Genomic DNA, 387 nt, shown 5'->3' with positions numbered 1-387 from the left:
TCGCCCTGCGGCGCGCGCGAATCGGCACAGATGCGGCGCACCTGCGGATCCGCGCGCCCGCTTCGCGCCTCGTCCATCGACGCGACCGGCGCGCCGAACGCGGCCGCAAGCAGCCGTGCCACGTCGCGATCGCCCACCGCATCGACGACCACGACGGGCGCGGGCCGCTTGGTCGCCCGTCGCTTCGCGGGCTTGGCGAGGGCGGGACCGAGGGCGACGAGGAGCACGACGGCGAGGGCGATACGCATCGCCGCACACTGCCGGTCGATACGCGAAGCCAGCGTCAGTGGCGGAAGTGGCGGATCCCGGTGAATACCATCGCGAGGCCGTGTTCGTCGGCCGCGGCGATCACCTCGCTGTCGCGCATCGAGCCGCCCGGCTGGATGA

Annotated in this window: 1 protein-coding gene; it reads right to left on the bottom strand. The window is 73.4% G+C overall.

What is annotated here, in order from left to right:
• A partial coding sequence (locus tag ACY35P_RS15685) for a hypothetical protein (RefSeq protein WP_462116765.1) occupies window positions 1-248 on the bottom strand: 248 nt, incomplete at its 3' end.
• Between the last annotated feature and the right edge of the window lie 139 nt (window positions 249-387).

Source organism: Lysobacter xanthus (assembly GCF_047159895.1).
This window is presented reverse-complemented; position numbering and strand designations above follow the sequence as displayed.